This window comes from Burkholderia pyrrocinia, assembly GCF_001028665.1.
Taxonomy (GTDB): domain Bacteria; phylum Pseudomonadota; class Gammaproteobacteria; order Burkholderiales; family Burkholderiaceae; genus Burkholderia; species Burkholderia pyrrocinia.
Genome location: NZ_CP011505.1, coordinates 105,398 through 119,180, shown reverse-complemented (window position 1 = coordinate 119,180; position 13,783 = coordinate 105,398). Strand labels below are relative to the sequence as shown.

Annotated in this window: 10 protein-coding genes; 4 read left to right on the top strand and 6 right to left on the bottom strand. The window is 69.1% G+C overall.

Annotated features, from left to right (window positions below; genetic code table 11):
* Positions 1-27 precede the first annotated feature (27 nt).
* From ABD05_RS39120 to ABD05_RS38420, 4 genes are all read left to right on the top strand, one after another.
* Positions 28-2,070 (top strand): acyltransferase family protein, encoded by a 2,043-nt coding sequence (locus ABD05_RS39120; protein WP_053060010.1) that lies wholly within the window; start codon positions 28-30, stop codon positions 2,068-2,070.
* Positions 2,018-3,358, top strand: a complete 1,341-nt coding sequence (locus tag ABD05_RS30810) for a glycosyltransferase (RefSeq protein ID WP_338012478.1) — start codon at positions 2,018-2,020, stop codon at positions 3,356-3,358. Before ABD05_RS39120 ends, ABD05_RS30810 begins: the two co-directional genes overlap by 53 nt.
* A 261-nt stretch (positions 3,359-3,619) precedes the next feature.
* Positions 3,620-4,630 carry a hypothetical protein gene (locus ABD05_RS38425; RefSeq protein ID WP_158361710.1) on the top strand — a complete coding sequence of 337 codons (1,011 nt, stop codon included), beginning with the start codon at positions 3,620-3,622 and terminating at the stop codon, positions 4,628-4,630.
* A gap of 65 nt (positions 4,631-4,695) precedes the next feature.
* Positions 4,696-5,475: a WecB/TagA/CpsF family glycosyltransferase gene (locus ABD05_RS38420; RefSeq protein WP_047903976.1), complete on the top strand. Its 780-nt coding sequence runs from the start codon at positions 4,696-4,698 to the stop codon at positions 5,473-5,475.
* A gap of 69 nt (positions 5,476-5,544) precedes the next feature.
* On the opposite strand, the gene ABD05_RS30795 is transcribed toward ABD05_RS38420, so the two are convergent.
* The 6 genes from ABD05_RS30795 to ABD05_RS30770 all read right to left on the bottom strand — a co-directional run bounded on the left by ABD05_RS30795 (position 5,545) and on the right by ABD05_RS30770 (position 13,783).
* Entirely contained in the window at positions 5,545-6,762 is a 1,218-nt protein-coding gene (locus tag ABD05_RS30795; protein WP_082146295.1) for a glycosyltransferase family 2 protein, read from the bottom strand.
* The gene (locus tag ABD05_RS30790; RefSeq protein ID WP_047903975.1) at positions 6,759-7,988 is read right to left on the bottom strand and encodes a glycosyltransferase; all 1,230 of its coding nucleotides are present in this window, start codon (positions 7,986-7,988) and stop codon (positions 6,759-6,761) included. The genes ABD05_RS30795 and ABD05_RS30790 overlap by 4 nt, the downstream gene beginning before the upstream one ends.
* A gap of 77 nt (positions 7,989-8,065) precedes the next feature.
* The gene (locus ABD05_RS30785; RefSeq protein WP_148669178.1) at positions 8,066-9,604 is read right to left on the bottom strand and encodes a hypothetical protein; all 1,539 of its coding nucleotides are present in this window, start codon (positions 9,602-9,604) and stop codon (positions 8,066-8,068) included.
* Positions 9,601-10,557 carry a hypothetical protein gene (locus ABD05_RS30780; RefSeq protein WP_148669177.1) on the bottom strand — a complete coding sequence of 319 codons (957 nt, stop codon included), beginning with the start codon at positions 10,555-10,557 and terminating at the stop codon, positions 9,601-9,603. The genes ABD05_RS30785 and ABD05_RS30780 overlap by 4 nt, the downstream gene beginning before the upstream one ends.
* A gap of 85 nt (positions 10,558-10,642) precedes the next feature.
* Complete coding sequence (locus ABD05_RS30775) at positions 10,643-11,527, bottom strand: glycosyltransferase (RefSeq protein WP_047903973.1); 885 nt, start codon at positions 11,525-11,527, stop codon at positions 10,643-10,645.
* A 69-nt stretch (positions 11,528-11,596) separates the two neighbouring features.
* Positions 11,597-13,783, bottom strand: coding sequence for a GNVR domain-containing protein (locus ABD05_RS30770; protein ID WP_047903972.1), 2,187 nt, complete (start codon positions 13,781-13,783; stop codon positions 11,597-11,599).

Here is a 13,783-nt window from a genome sequence, read left to right as displayed (position 1 = left end):
AGGCCGTCACGATCGCGCGGATACGCCATGACAGGAACCGCGATACACAACGCTCACCGCACGCCGGGCTACCGGCCCGACATCGATGGCCTTCGGGCGCTCGCGGTGCTCAGCGTCGTGGTCTTCCATTACGGGTTCGCGCTCGACGGCGGGTTCATCGGCGTCGACATCTTCTTCGTGATCTCCGGCTTCCTGGTGGGCGGCCAGATCTACGACGCGGCACGCCACGGCACGTTCTCCTATCGACGCTTCTACGTGCGGCGGGCGAAACGCATCGTGCCGGCACTGCTCGTGGTGCTCGCATGCACGTTCGTCGCGATGCTGCTGGTTGCGACCCCGCGGGAACTCGCGGCGTTCGGCCGCGACGCCGTGGCCAGCGTGCTGTCGGTGTCGAACGTCACGCTCTGGCAATCGATCGACTATTTCCGGCCGGTCTCGCAATACAACCCGCTCCTCATGACATGGTCGTTGGCCATCGAGGAACAGTTCTATATCGCGGCGCCCGCCATCATCGCACTGCTCTCGAAGCTGGCGCCGCGCCGGCTGGTCGGCGCGATCGTCCTCCTGATCGTGCTGTCGCTAACCGCGTCGATCGCCGAGATGACGCGCCATCCGTCCACGGCGTTCTACCTGATCCCGTTCCGGGCCTGGGAGCTCGCGGCCGGCACGCTGCTCGCGGTACTGAATGCGCATCGCGCATCGCCCGACAGCCCGGCCGACCGTGCCACGGCCCAGAACGTGCTGTCGCTCGTCGGGCTCGCGTGCATCGCGTTCCCGCTGCTCCGCTACGATGCCGCGACACCGTTTCCCGGCGCGGCCGCCATCACGCCGGTCGCCGGTACCGTGTTCCTGCTCGCGTCCCCACGCGCGTTCGTGAACCGGGTGCTGCTCGGCCATCCGCTGGCCAGATGGTTCGGATTGCTCTCCTACTCGCTGTACTTGTGGCATTGGCCGGTGATCAGCATCGCGCGCCTCGTCAGCGAAACGGAGCCGTCGGCAGCCGTGCGCGGCGCGTTGCTGTTGCTGTCGATCGCGCTCGCCTGGCTGAGCCTCGTATACGTGGAAATGCCGTTTCGCGCCTCCCGGCCGCAACGCGAGCGCACGGTGCTCGTCCGCTATGCGGGCGTGATGACGGCGGGCGCGCTCGTCTTCGCATCGTCGGTGTTCGCGCACGGTTATCCGCAACGGTGGCCCGAGCGGTTCGTCGCGGCCGAAGCGCAGTCCGTTCCGGCGCCCGACCCCTGCCTCGTGCCGTACGGCGTCACCCGCCCGAACCGCTCGGCCCGCTGCGCGAGCGCCGGCACGACGGGCGTCGATATCGCACTCGTCGGCGACAGCCACGCGGCTGCGCTGGCGCCCGGCCTGCGTCGGATCGCCGCCGAACGCGGATTTGGCTTCGCACAACTGACTAAATCGTCGTGCCCGTTCCTCATCGGCGTGAGCCGCCGCGTCGACATCGCGCCGCGCAATGTCGGCGAGTGCGCGGCGTTCAACACGGCGGCACTCGCGCAGGTTGCGGGCGATCCGCGCATCCGGACCGTCGTCATCGCCGGATACTGGGAGGCCGGATTGCGCGACGACGGCGCCTATACGGCGCTCGGCCAACCGTCGGCAGACCGCGCACGATTGCTCGCGTTCGGGCTCGCCAATGCGGTCACGCGGCTCAGGGAGGCCGGCAAGTCGGTCGTGATCGTGCGCGACGTACCGTTCATCAACGTCCCGCCGATCAAGCGGCTCGCCGGCTGCCTGAACGGGATTCGCCAGCGCGTGAACGGCCTGTCGCGCGATCCGCTCGCGTGTTCGAGCATCGCGGTGGACCAGACCGATCTCGATACGCGCGGCAACCGGGTGCTCGACACCGTCGCCACGCAAACGTCGACCGTGCTCGCCGATCCGGTCAAGACCCTGTGCGATGCGCATCGGTGCCGTTTCTTCGCCGACAACCAGATGCTGTACATCGATCAGCAGCACCTGTCGGCCGGCGGCGCCCTGCGCGTGTCGGCCGCGATACGCGCGAATGTCGACGAATCCCTGTCGTTCGCGCCGCCTGCGCAACCGAACCATCCGTGACAGTCCGGACACGACCGAAGCGACTTCCTCCACCATGACGCCCAGCACCGACACCCCGCCGCGGCCCGCCGCCACCGACGCCAGCAGCCCACCCGTGCCCGACGCGACCGCACCGGGCCGTCGAACCGGCGACGCCGCGCGCCTGCGCCGCGTCGCCATCTTTCGCACGAACGTCCTCTCGATCTCGGAGACGTTCATCCGCAACCAGGCCTGCGCAATCCGCGTCTGGCAACCGCTCCTGGTCGGCTTCGAGGAAGCCCCCGTGTGCCTCGCGACGCCCGGCATCGCGCGCCATCTCGCGCCGCCCGGGCGCAGCCGGATCCTGCGGGCCCTGCGTACCTGGGCGTGGCGGCCGCACACGCGGCTCGTGCAATTGCTGCGGGAACAGGACGTCGCGCTCGTTCACGCCCACTTCGGCACGGACGCCACCGACATCTGGCCAAGCGTGCGCGCCGCCGGCCTGCCGATGATCGTCACGCTGCACGGCTACGACATCAACGTCCACCGCGAATGGTGGGAAAGCGGCCACGGCGGGCGCCACCGCCGCGCCTATCCGCAGCGCCTGCTGAAGATGGCGCGGGACCCCGCGGTATCGTTCATCGCGGTGTCGGACGCCATCCGGCGGCGTGCGATCGACTACGGCATCCCGCCGTCGAAAATCGCCGTCGCGTACATCGGCGTCGATGTCGAGCGCTTCAGGCCGGCCGGGCTCCCGCTCGCGCAGCGGCCGCGGCGCATCCTGTTCGTCGGACGCATGGTCGAGAAGAAGGCGCCGCTGACGATGATCCGCGCATTCGCGCGCGTGTGCGAGCTCGTGCACGACGCCGAACTCGTGATGATCGGCGAAGGCCCGCTGCTGCAGGAAGCCCGGCTGCTTGCCGATGCGCTGGGTGCGCCCGTGCAGTTTCTCGGCTCCCGCAGCTCGGACGAGGTGCTTGCCCAACTGCACGAAGCCCGCATCTTCTGCCTGCCCAGCCTGACGGCCGGCAACGGCGACGCCGAGGGCCTGCCGATCGCGATCCTCGAAGCGCAGGCCTGCGGCGTGCCGGTCGTCACGTCCATCTCGGGCGGTTCGCTGGAGGGCATCCGCGACAGCGAAACGGGCTGCGCGCTCCCGTCGCATGATGCGGAAGCTGCTGCCCGCATACTCGCACGGCTGCTCGTCGATGACGCCGCGTTGTCGCGGATGGGGCGCGCGGCCAGCGCCTTCATGCGCAGCCGGTTCGATATCGACAGGTGCACGAGGACGCTCGAGCAGATCTACGACGAGCGCGTCGGCTCGCGCTGAACGACTGCCGCACGCCTGTCTTCCCTGCCCGCCGACGCTCGCCGGCGGGCAAACGCGCAGCGCATCGCATCGCCGAAGCCACTACGCGTTACTTCGTTCGTAACACGTAACGTTACCCGCGCCGTAACAGCCACACGCCCCGCCGCCAATGCGCCGAACGCTGCGCCGGCACCCTCGCGAATTTCACGCAAAACCGTCCGAATTGCGCGCAACGCGCAGGATTCCGGCCGACCGTGAACCCAATCCACCGTGGCATGCGAATTGCTGAACAACGATGGTTCACGGCCCGCGCATGCCCACGAAGCGGCGCACGGCGCAAGCCCGATCCGGCCACGAACGCAGCGCGGCGGCACGCACGCGCGACGCACGACAAACGACCAATACGACAACACCAGACCAGTTGCGGCACCGGGGAAACACACCATGGGTTCAACGCGCGAACGCGCGATGGCTTGGCGGGACAGCATTCCCGATCCGGGCACCGCGCGCCCGATGCCTGGCATCGGCCTTCGGAACGCGGATCGATGCGCGCCGGACGCGCTTCGGCACGTGCAGTCCGTGCAGCACGCGCAGCGGGAACGACAGGCCGAAGCGCCCCGCGAGCACACATTCGGCGGCGCCGAGCCATCGAACGGTGTGCGCCGGCGGCCGCTTGCGCGCTCCCTCCTTCACGCCGCCATCGTCATCGCCGCGTCGATGCCATGTCCGGCCGCGCACGCGCAGCGCGCCGCCGATCGGCTGATCGATTCGACGCCGCCGGCATACGACCCCTATGCCGCGCAGTACGCGAGGCTGCTTCCGCCCGCCCATCTGCGCGGCGCGCCGGAAGACGCCGACGCATCGCTGTCGTCCATCTCGGGTCGCTCGTCGAACGCGCGCAGCGGATCGTTGCTGTCGCTCTATGCAACCGAAGGTACGCGACGCCAGCCGCGCACGGGAGCGCTCGCATCGAACGGGCCAACGGCCGGACCGGCCGGCAGCGCGCGCCGCCGCGATCCGCATCGCTACGGCTCGTCAGGCTCATCCGGCGCGTCCGTATCGTCGCGTTTCGACGCGGCTCCGCCGCCGTCTCGCCCAGGCACGCGCGCCGACGGCCTGTCGCAACGCGTGCGGGCCCAGGCGATCGCGCGTCGGTCATCCGCAGACGCGACAGCGGCGAACGCATCGGCGTCGCCGTCCGGCAATTTGCCGCGCGCGTATGCCGACGGCATCCCCGACGACACGACGCTGTACGCGTCGCCGTGGCGCCTAACCCCGGTGCTCGCGCACTGACGCCCGCCGGCCACCCGCACGCCGCCGCCCTGGTCATTCCCATCGATCGCTACCGACACGCCATCATGATCCCCGCTCCGGACCATCAGTTCAACAGACAAACCATCGCACTGCTCGCGGCAACGACGTGGGTCGGCGACACGCAACGCTTCATGGACGAACTCGCCGTGCGCCTCGCGACGGTCGAACGCCCGTTCGTCGTATCGTGGCTCAATGCGCACGCGATCGTCACGGCGAAGTCCGCGCCGTCGTTCCTCGAGGACCTGCGCGGCTCGGATCTGATCCTGCGTGACGGTGTCGGCGTGTCCGTCCTGCTGAAAATGATCGGAGCGAACCCCGGCGCAAACATGAACGGCACCGACCTGATTCCGCAGATCGTTCGCGGGTTCGACGGCAAGTCGATTGCCCTGTTCGGCACGTCGGAGCCGTACCTGTCCCGCGCAGCGGACGCGGTCGCGCAGCTCGGCGGGCGCGTCGTGGCGACGCTGGACGGATTCCAGGAGCCGCATGCGTACGTGCAATGCGCGACCGCGGCGCGTGCGGACCTCGTGATTCTCGGGATGGGGATGCCGAAGCAGGAGCGCGTCGCCATGATGCTGCGCGACGCGCTCGACACGCCGTGCGTGATACTCAACGGCGGCGCGATCCTCGATTTCATGGCCAGGCGTTTCCCGCGCGCGCCACGGCTCTGGCGGCAGTTGCGCATCGAATGGCTGTTTCGCCTGATCCTCGAACCGCGCCGCCTGTGGCGCCGCTACCTGCTCGGCGGCGCGCGCTTTGCCGCCTATACGATCCGGGTGGCCGCGTCGAACCGGCTCAGGCGGGAACTCGCTGCCACCGAATAGACGCGGCGGCGCGGCTCGCCGCGCGCATCCGCATTCGTTTGCAATCGTTCCCGCTTATTCACGTCCCGCTTACTCGCGGTCGGTCCGGACCCAGCCGATGCGCCGCCCGAGCGCCATGCCGACGTACATCGGCACCTTGCGCACCATGTAGAACCCGACGTGGAGCCAGTCGCGCCAGCCGATCAGATCCCTGCCGCCTGTCAGCCACGCCAGCGCCACCGCGCTCGCCACCATGCCTGCCGCGGCCGACTGGATCAGCAGCGGCACGCCGCTCGCGCCCATCCGGTACGCGACCGCACACACCGTCACCAACAGTGCCTGGCAGAACACGAGCAGCGTCAGCGGCAATACCAGCAGGTCGAGCGCCGCCGCGAGGCACGCCCACGACCGGCGACGGACGGCGGCCAGCAAGAGCCGCGGCGCCATTTGGCCGATCATCCGCAGATGCCCCTGCTCCCAACGCTGGCGCTGCACGCGGTGGCTCGATGCCACCGTCGGCAGTTCGCTCGTGACGAGCGCTTCGCCGCAATAGACGGGGGGGCGGCCAGCCAGCGTCAGGTCGATGCCCAGCGCGAGATCCTCAACGAGGTTCGCGGTGCCGAGCGTGACCGACGCAACGAGCGGCCACGGCAGCGCCATGCCGCTTCCGGCGAGCTGGCACGGCGCGCGGAGATGCCGGCCGCCGCGCGGCCGGATGTCGTTCTTCAGGCGCACCGCGAATTCGGAGATCCGCATCCCGAGCCCGGCCCCCGCCGGTGCGCGCAGCAGGTATTGCGCCTGGACGGGGCGCCCGCTCGCGCAGGCCAGCGTGGCAAGCCGCGCGATCGCGCCGGGCGCGACCCGGCAATCCGCATCCACGAACACGACGGCGTCCGGCGGCGCCGCGCCGCCGGCCAGATGCGCGACGCCATACTCGAGCGCGAAGCCCTTGCCGCGCCGCTCGGCATCCACGCGCGAAATCGCTTCGGCACCGAGACGAGCCGCGATCGCGGCCGTGTCGTCGCTGCAGTTGTCCGCGACCACGACCACGCGATCCCGCGCCGTCAGGTCGGGAAGCAGCGCATCCAGCGTCGCGGCGATCGACCGGCTTTCGTCGTGCGCGGGAACGATCACCGCAATCGACGGACGCGGTACGCTTTCCTGCCCACCTTCCGGCCCGCCCCCCGTCTGCCAGTTCCGACGCGCACGGCGCACCGACATCCCCACCTCGGCCAGCAGCGTCAGCGCCGGCACGACCGACGCAACCGCCGCCAGCATCAACACCCCATCCACGACGGCTGCGATCATGCGCGCCTCCCGGTCATCGCCGGCCGGGCCTGCCCGGCAAACAGCCGCGCGAGCAGCGACGCTTCGCGATCCTGATCGTGCCGCTCCGTGACGAGCCGCCGCGCGCGCGCGCCCATTTCTGCGTGCTCCGTGTCCGTCATCGCCATGCATTGCCGGATCGCCTCCGCCAGCGACGCAACGGAGCCGGGCGACACGAGCCAGCCGGTCCGGGCAGGCTGCACGAGCTCGGGAATGGCGGCGATCCCGGACGCGATCACGGCGCGCCCCAGCGACATCGCCTCCATGATCACGACCGGCAGCCCCTCGGCGAAGCTCGCGAGCACCAGCGCGCGGCCGGCCAGCAATTCCTCGCGCACGCCCTGCGTGTCCTTCCACCCGGTGATGCGAACGGCATGGCCGAGCCCCCGGGCGCGCACGAGCGCCTCGATCTCGTCACGCATTTCGCCGTCGCCGATCAGCACGAGCTCGAGGCCGTCGATGTCCTGCGCGACCTCCGAGAGCGCGTCGATCAGCAGCATGTGCCCTTTCTGGGCCGAGAGCCGCCCGACGCAGATCAGCCGGCGCTCGGCGGCGGGCGCCGCGTCGTGCCCGTTGCCGAACGACGCGTCGACCCCGCACCGGACGATCGCAACCTTCTCCCAGTCCTCGTACGCGCTCCACCGGTAGATCTGGCTCGCGCAGAAATCGCTGATCGCGACGACGAATTTCGCGTGGCGCACCTTCATCCGCAGCTTGATGAATTCCGGCTTGTCGAATTCGTCGGGGCCGTGCACGGTGAAGCTGTACGGCACGCCCGACAACGTCGACGCGAGCATCGCGACCTCGGTCGAGTTCGTGCCGAAATGCGCATGCAGGTGCGCGACGCCATCGCGCGTTATCCACTCGGCCAGCAGGCACGCTTCGGCCAGCGTGATCGCATGCAGCGCAAGCGAGCGATCCGTTCTGCCGATCAGTTCGAGCGACTGCCTGACGGCGCGAAAGAAGCGCTTCGGCCGCGACACGCATTGCCGGATCGACGCGATCGCCAGCGGCAGCAAACCGGCCTTCAGCAGATACCCGGTCGCGTCGCGCTCGGCGAGGTCGGCCTCGTCCACCGCGTCGCCGTTCCATCCGCGCATCGCGTACCGGGCGACCCGGACCCCGGCCTTCTCGAGCGCGAGGATCTCGCGGCGAATGAAGCTGTGGCTCACCTTCGGGTACTGATTGACGACGTAGGCAACTTTCATGGAATCCTCTGTACTGCATCATTTCGCCTCCCGTGCGGGCGCAGCACCAGGCCCGCTACGGCCCGAACGACCGGCCGTCACGCCACCCTGACGAAGTCGAGCCGGATCCCCGCCGCCGCGCCGGCCGGCTTCGACACATGGATCGCCGTCAACTGCGCACCGTCGTCCGGCACGCGCAGGTGATCGGATTCGCCGATCGCGAGCTGACGCGTGGCCACCAGCGACTTCGCGCCGTCCCGGGTCCGGATCTCGACCGACGCGGCGACCTCGCCGAACCCGCTCGCCGTGATCCGGTACGTCGCGCGCGGGGCGGGATTCACATACCAGCGCATGGCGTCCTGCCAGCGGAACCAGCCGCCAGGCGTCGCATCGTCGCGCAGGTACAGCAGCTTGCGGTATGCCAGCGGCCGGTCCCCGGCCGGCAGCACGAACATCCCGCGCACGGTGTCGAAGCCTGCCTGTGCTTGTGCCACCGCCGCTGGTGCCGTTGCCGATGATGCGCCGCCCGTCACGGCCCACGGCCCGCGCATCGACAACAGGTTCATCTCCGCCCACGGCCGCGGCTCGAATGCGTTGCCGTTCGCATCGAGCCAGCCGTCCGCCGCCGCGACCTCGCGCAGCGCGTCGCGTACCCGCGTGAGGTCGGCCTGCCACGACGCAACCCACTTGCCGCCCGTGCCGGTCGACTGCGACCAGTCGCTGCCGATCTCCCCGTAGATCGCGAACGTGCCGACCGTCTGATCCACCACGCGCGCACCGTAGGTCTTGAGCGTGGCCGCGATCGCGCGGGCATGCGGCATCGTCAGCGTGCTCTCGTCGAAATCGTGCGGCAGCATCAGCAGCGTGCCAAGTCGAATCGCGCCGCGATAACGCGTCAGGCCGTCGCGATCCTCGAGCGTCGCCGGATACACGGGCCCGCTGCGCAGCCCGCTCGCGTCGAGCGCGACGGCAAGCGCGTGCGCGACACGCAGCGTCTCGGCCTCGTGAATGCGCAACAGCCCGCCGGCAGTCGACACGCCCGCAGCCCGCGGCCCGTCGGGCCGCTCGGGCGTGCCCCAGCCGGTTCCTGCAGCATCCGTCACCGTGTATTTCTTCGCGCGCCACGTCCGCGCCGCGGTGTCGTATTTCAGTCCGTATAACGAATGAATCAGGTTCGTCGTGCGATCGTGAATCTCGCAGTGCCCGTCCGATCCTGTCGCCGGCAGCGTGGCGGCGGGGAAATGCGGAATCACGACCGGCCGCTTGCGCAGTTCGTCCGACACCCACACGCCGTCGTTGCCCGTCGCGCCGGCGATCGTCATGGCCGCATCGGTCGACAGTCCGTCGAACACGCGGCTGCCGAATGCGCCTTGCTCGAGATACGCGCGATTCCGGTCCGCCGGGATCGACGTGCCGCCCAGCCGCGGGCTCACGGGCCTGGCGTTCCACATCGACTGCGCGGAAAACAGGCTGCCGACGGGTTGCGCGCCGCTCGCGGCCACAGCCGCCGACGGCGCACCCGACGCACCCAGCGTGCCGGCCACCGACGCGCACGATGCGGCCGCCACGGCCGTCAGCACGCGGCGGCGGCGCAGGTCGACCGGCTGCGCGTCCATTCCGTCGTCGATGGTCGTCATTTCCCGCCTCCGGTCACGAGCATCCGGTCAACGCGTTTCCTCACACCGTCGACCCGATAACGCGCGAGCCGCATCAGGCGCGCGGCGAGTGCACCGCAGGTCGCGCGGGCCTTCGTCAGACCGGACAGCTTCGCCTGCGAAATGCCCGTTCTCAGCGCGATTTCCGCGAGCCGGTATTCAGGCGTCAACAAGTACGGCCCCGCGAAGTGGCAGATGGCAGGATGCACCATGCCCTCGGCGCGCTCGAAGCTGCATGCTCCTTTCACCGGGTCGATCAGCAGGCGCCCGCGCAGGCCCGTCGGCGTGCGCATCAGCCTGCCGCCGTCGTCGTACAGGTCGAGCATGCCGAGCCGCGCAAGCGCAAGGCCGATGACCGTTTCGTCCCCCGGGCCGCCGCGGTCGAACGGCTTGATGCCGTAGTCCCGGTAGTGGCGGAAATAGTCGCGGGCCAGCGCAAACACCGCCTTCGACGCGTCCCCGCGCCGGAAGAAATACACGCCGCCGTTGAACTTCGGGAACGCGCTCCCGCCCACCTGCCGCAGCGCCATGCCGAGATCCGCGAAGTACTCGTCGGTGCCGTCCGGCGGCGTCAGCGTCTGGATCACCGGCGAGAACGGAAACTGGCGGATGCGCGCGATCTGGTCGCTGAAGTCGCGCACCGCAACGCAATCGGAGTCGATGAACAGCGTCTCGTCGAACGGCGAGTAGACGTCCAGCAGCAGCTTCTGCGCGGTCGCGATCGGCATCGACCGGTCGACCGGCAGCAGGAGGTCGCAGTGCGGCTTGAGCCGGTCGCTATCCGACACGATCGCGATCGGCACGCCCGGCATGTTCCGGCGCAGCGACAGCGACAGGATTTCCGCCTGCTTCAGGTAGCGGTCCGCACCGATCGCAATCGTCAGGAACCCGAAACCGGGTTTCGAGGCGGCGGCGCGTACTTGTTGGTCGATCACCAGGTTCTCCTTCCGGCGCCGTTGGTCGAGCGCGTGCACACGGTTCGTCGGTGGGCCGGCGGTGCGGCCCCTGCTTCGCGTCCGGTCAGGCGCCTGCCGGCCGCCCCAGCCGCAGCACGCGGCAGCGGATATCCGCGCGCAGCATCCGCATGAAGGTCTCGACGTCCGCGCGCCAGGTCACGAGCCGCTTCCAGTCGTCGAACGTCGGCCGCGTGCCGTAGAACTGCGAAAAGATCTGCATGTAGAGCTGATGATGGAGCCGTCCGGACACATCGGCATGCTTGCGGCAGATGAGGTCGAACGCCTGGCGCAGCGACGCCGAATTCTTCGAGATGCGGTCGGGCCGATCGTCGGCGTAGCACACGTAGCTCGCGTCCGAAATCCGGCGCGCGCTGCCGTACGTCTTCGTCATGCGCATGAACAGGTCGAGGTCCTGCCACGCGGGAAGCGCCGTGTCGTAGCAGCCGATCGCCCGGACGCGCTGGGTCGGGCAGAAGATCTGATTGCCGATGAAGTTGTGCCTGAACAGGTCCGGGTAGCTCACGCTCTCCTTGCGGTCGCGCGTGACCGTGCGGGTCACGCCGTCGAACATCACGCTCTCCGTGAACAGGCACGCGACGTTTCCCGAGCGGCGATCGAGCGCATGCCACGCCGACACCAGCGACTCGATGCGCGTCGGCAGGAACTCGTCGTCGTCGTCGAGCCCCGTCACGAAGCCGGCGTCGGACAACCCGATGGCCAGGTTCCGCGCGGCCGGCGCGCCCATCGACCGCTCGTTGTGGCGCACGGTCAGGCGCGCTTCGCGTGCCGCCAGCGCGTCCAGGAACGCGCGCGTATCGTCGGTCGAGCCGTCGTTGACGACGATGACCTCGATCTGCGCGTACGTCTGGCGGAACACCGACTGCAGCGCGCGCGCCAGCAGCGCCCGGCGATTGCGCGTCGGAATGATGATCGCCACTGTGTCGTTCATGCTTCCACCCCGGTGTGTGTCGGTCGATCGAAGCCGATGCGCCCGGTTCGGCGCGCCGGCGCTGGCCGGCTAGCGGCTGTTCCCGTAATACGCTGCGCCGTACTGCATGCGTTCGAGCGGCATGTCGTTCATCAGCACGCCGTTGAGCCGCACGCCGCCGTTGCGCAACCGGTTCGCGGCATCGACGACCTCCGAGATCGGGCTGCGCCCGTACCGCAGGATCAGCAGCGACACGCCCGCGTAGCGGCAGATCAGCACCGGGTCCGTCACCGCCAGCACCGGCGGCGTATCGATCACCACGAAGTCATAGGCCGCGCTGCACTCGTCGAGCGTCGCCTTCAGGCGATCGGACAGCAGCAGCTCGGCGGAATTGAGGCTCTCCGCGCCACGCGGCAGCAGGTCGACGCCCGGCAGCACGCCGCGCACGATCGCATCGGCGAGGTTCGCGCCGCGGATCACATCGGCAAGGCCCGGCTCCCGCGAGATGCCGAGCGCTTCATGCAGGTGGCCGCGCCGCAGGTCACCGTCGATCAGCAGCACGCGCTTGTTCCCGCTGGCCAGCACCGCGGCGAGATTCTGCGAGATGAACGACTTGCCGCCGGCGGGGCGCGGCCCCGTGAGCGCAATGATGTTGTTGGCCGCACCGCCGAGCCCGAACTTGAGCGCCGTGCGCAGGCTCCGGATGCCTTCGATCGCGATGTCCTCCGGCGAACTGGTCGCCAGCACGCGCGCACCGTCGCCGACCTTGCGGCGAATAAGCCGCGACAGGCGCCGCTGCTCGGGGCTGCGCGGCACCACCGCGAACACCGGCACGCCGAGGGCCGACTCCACGTCCTCGCTCCTTTCCACGCCGCCGACGAAGATCCGCCGCGCAAACGCGGCCATCGTGCCTGCCACGAGGCCGAGCAGCGTCGTGACCGCGACGATCACGGGGCCTTTCGGCCACACGGGCGTTTCCGGCTCAGCCGAATCGTCGACGAGGCGAACGTTGCCGATCTGGGCCGCCTTCGTAATCCGCAACTGCTGGGCGCTGTCCAGCAGGTTCATGTAGAGCTCGGTATTCACGCGCACGTCGCGCAGCAGGCGCACGGCTTCCTGCTCGGTATTCGGCAGACTCGCGATTCGGCTGTTCAGCCTCTTTTGATTCTCGTCGAGCGCGCCGATCTGCGCGTCGATCGACTGCATGGCCGGGTGCCCTTCGGCGAAGCGCTGCCCGAGCTCGGCACGATTCTGTTGCAGCCCGCCCAGCTTCGTCTGGTTGTCCACAACCTGCTGCAGCAACAGCTTCGACTCCTCCGCCATGTCGGTGGCGCCTTTCTTGTTGCGGTAATCGTTGTAGCGCGTTTCCGCCGCTTCGAGCTGCTTGCGCAAAACCGGCAACTGCTCGTCGAGAAAAGTCAGCGCGTGCTCGGCGTCGGCGGATTTCCGGTCGATGTTCTGCTTCAGGTACGCGTTCGCGATGGCGCTCAGGATGAGCGCCGTGCGCGTGGCATCGGGGCCGTCCAGCGACATCTTGATGATGTCCGCCTGCTTGCTCTTGTCATCGAACGCGAGTGCGGTCTGGAGCTTGGCAGCCGCCTTCAGCGCGGAGGTCCGGACCAGCCGGAACTGGGTGCCGGGCCGGGCGGTCAGCCGATCGACCCGAACGGCGATCGCGCCGGCCTGCGACAGCTCGCCGGCCTTGCCGTGCAGCACCGCATTGCCGTCCGGGTCCAGCAGGTCGTAATACCCGCCCTGCCCGGCCACCAGCGTGTAGCGCTTTTCATAGGTGTCGCGTGGCACGTCGAAGCGCGACACGTCGATCCGCTCGCCGCCCCATGCAAACTTCGACATCCAGAGCATCGGCGGCGCGAGGCCGTCGCCTGCATGGCGCCGCGCGATCGCCGCGCCCACCAGCGGGACATATCGCGGCAAGGCCGTGATCTCGATATGCAGCTCGTCAACGGCCGCCATCACGACCTTGCGCGATTTGATCACCTCGATCTCGGCGATGGCCGACTGCTTCGTGTCGAAGACGGACGCGAGCTGCCCGAGCATGCCCTGGGTCGAATTCACGCCGTCCTCGATCTGGAACATCGCATCGGCTCGATACACCGGCTGCGCGACGAACACGTAGCTCGCGCCAATGCACGCTCCGGCAAGCGTGCACAGGACGACGGTCTTCCAGCGCTCCCGGAGCACCGAGAGGTACTCGGACAAGTCGATCTCGTCGTCGCCTGTCAGCGAAATGCGGCGGAGTTTTTGAGTCACTTCCAT

Coding starts and splice junctions, on each gene's coding strand:
- ABD05_RS30775 (WP_047903973.1), bottom strand. CDS start 11,527: ATGAACGACACAGTGGCGATCATCATTCCGACGCGCAATCGCCGGGCG.
- ABD05_RS39120 (WP_053060010.1), top strand. CDS start 28: ATGACAGGAACCGCGATACACAACGCTCACCGCACGCCGGGCTACCGG.
- ABD05_RS30810 (WP_338012478.1), top strand. CDS start 2,018: ATGTCGACGAATCCCTGTCGTTCGCGCCGCCTGCGCAACCGAACCATC.
- ABD05_RS30785 (WP_148669178.1), bottom strand. CDS start 9,604: ATGACGACCATCGACGACGGAATGGACGCGCAGCCGGTCGACCTGCGC.
- ABD05_RS38420 (WP_047903976.1), top strand. CDS start 4,696: ATGATCCCCGCTCCGGACCATCAGTTCAACAGACAAACCATCGCACTG.
- ABD05_RS30770 (WP_047903972.1), bottom strand. CDS start 13,783: ATGGAAGTGACTCAAAAACTCCGCCGCATTTCGCTGACAGGCGACGAC.
- ABD05_RS30790 (WP_047903975.1), bottom strand. CDS start 7,988: ATGAAAGTTGCCTACGTCGTCAATCAGTACCCGAAGGTGAGCCACAGC.
- ABD05_RS30795 (WP_082146295.1), bottom strand. CDS start 6,762: ATGATCGCAGCCGTCGTGGATGGGGTGTTGATGCTGGCGGCGGTTGCG.